This is a genomic window from Actinoplanes sp. NPDC048791 (assembly GCF_040650095.1).
Classification (GTDB): Bacteria; Actinomycetota; Actinomycetes; order Mycobacteriales; family Micromonosporaceae; genus Actinoplanes.
Genome location: NZ_JBEZGQ010001295.1, coordinates 1 through 2,035, shown reverse-complemented (window position 1 = coordinate 2,035; position 2,035 = coordinate 1). Strand labels below are relative to the sequence as shown.

Genomic DNA, 2,035 nt, shown 5'->3' with positions numbered 1-2,035 from the left:
GGGGGCGGTGCCCGTGGGCTGACCGGTTGGGGGGCGGCCCGGCGCGCACCGGGCCGTCCCCGCGCCTGGCAGGATGCGACGGCATGGATGTGGTGCTGATCCTGCGCTACCGCAAGGCGGTCACGATCACCCGCGGCTGCGTCTATGCGTGCCGCTAATGCCGTAGACTACCCACTGTGAAAACGGCCGTCTACTGTCGACTGTCGCAGGACCGCAGCGGTACGTCGCTGGGAATCGAGCGTCAGCAAGAAGACTGCCGCGCGCTCGTCGATCGCCGCGGTGGGGTCGTCGTCGAGGAGTACGTCGACAACGACGCCAGCGCTTCCAGCGGGCGCAAGCGCCCCGCGTACGAGCGGCTGCTGGCGAGCGTCGAGCGAGGAGACGTGGACGCCATCGCCGCCTGGGCGCTCGACCGGCTCGTGCGACGGCTGACCGACCTCGAGCGTCTGGTCGACTTGTGCGATCAGCATGAGGTGACGATCATGCTCGCTCGCGGGTCGGACCTCGACCTCTCCACGCCCAGCGGCCGGCTCGTTGCTCGCCTGCTGGGCGCGGTGAGCCGCCACGAGGTTGACGCCAAGAGCGACCGCCAGCGCCGTGAGGCTCGGCAGCGCGCCGAGCGGGGCGCGCCGGCCGGTGGCCGGCGGGCGTTCGGATACTCGCGCAACGGCGCCGAAGTCGACGAACGCGAGGCGCCTGCGGTCCGGCAGGCCTACGAGTCGCTACTCGGCGGCCGCACGCTGTCCGGCATCGCCGCCGACCTCAATGCGGCCGGATACAGCACCACGATGGGCGGCGACTGGAAGCACAATGCCGTCCGCGTGATGCTCTGCAATGCCCGCAACGCCGGCATCCGCACGTACCGTGGCGAGGTGATCGGTCAGGCCACCTGGCCACCGATCGTGTCGGAAGAGGTCTACCGCGCAGCCCTCGACCTACTCGCCGAGCCGGGCCGCAGGACGAACAGCCGCGGTGGTGCACGGCGATGGCTCGGCACGGCCCTGTACGAGTGCGGTCGCTGCGATCCTGGGCGAACGATGATCAGCACCTACCGCGAACGTTACGTCGATGGCGGGGCCCGCCGAATCTACCGGTGTCCGGACTGCCGGATGTCACGGATCGCCGAGCCTGTCGACGCGTTCGTGGTCGCCGTGATCGTCGAGCGCTTGGACCGCCGGACGTCGGAGACATGCTCGCCACCGACGGGCCGGACACGGAGAACGCCGGTCAGCTACGTATCGAGGCGATGGCTCTGCGCGAGCGCCGCGAGGGTGCACTCAGGCTGTACGCCGACGGTGAGATCAACCTTCGCGAGCTGCGCGAGGTCCGCGAGAGAATCGATGCACGGCTCGGTGATGTCGAGGGGGCAATGGCCGCCGCCGGTCGCGGGAACGCGCTGGGCCCACTGCTGGCCGCCGACCGACCGGGCGAGGTCTGGCGGCACATGTCGGACCTCGACAGACGCCAAGCCGTCGTGCGGGCGATCTGCGCGGTGCGGCTCCTCCCGGTGGGTAGCGGCCGGCGCGTTTTCGATCCCTCGACCGTGGAGATCAGCTGGCGCGGCGGCGCATAATCGAACGGTCGCAGTACAACCTAAGAGCTGCGATCTTCTGGAAATCCCTAAGCCGCCGCGCAGTAGGGCGATACCGCCGGTGGCGGCGCGACGCCCATCCGGCGAGGAGTCCGGGACGTAGTCGCCCCAAAGCGCGATCCGCGGATCGGGCCCCGGTGGCCGCGGATCGGCCCGCAGTGAGCGGGGGGCCCGAGCAGCGAACGGCCGATCAGGTCACGGTCAGCAGGCGGCCGACCGCGTCCGAGGCCTTCAGGGCTGAGCCGGTCAGGATGACCACGGTCGTCTCCCCTGGGCGCAGACTGCCGCGCCGCACGAACTCGCGGATCGCCGGGACCACGATGGAGCTGGTCGGCTCGGCGTACAGGCCGCGGCGGGCCAGCTCGAACGTCGCCGGGCCGATCGCCGCCTCGGGCACGGCCGCCAGGTCACCCTCGGACTCGCGGATCGCCGCCAGGACCTCGC

Annotated in this window: 1 protein-coding gene and 1 pseudogene; one reads left to right on the top strand and one right to left on the bottom strand. The window is 71.0% G+C overall.

Features of this window, described 5'->3' with window-relative positions; all coding sequences use genetic code 11:
* Positions 1 to 176: 176 nt before the first annotated feature.
* Positions 177 to 1,694 carry a recombinase family protein gene (locus tag AB0C29_RS45585; RefSeq protein ID WP_360834214.1) on the top strand — a complete coding sequence of 506 codons (1,518 nt, stop codon included), beginning with the start codon at positions 177 to 179 and terminating at the stop codon, positions 1,692 to 1,694.
* Between the two features lie 87 nt (positions 1,695 to 1,781).
* Here the strand turns inward: AB0C29_RS45585 and AB0C29_RS45580 are convergent.
* Positions 1,782 to 2,035, bottom strand: a pseudogene (locus tag AB0C29_RS45580) (pyridoxal-5'-phosphate-dependent protein subunit beta); the annotation flags it as partial.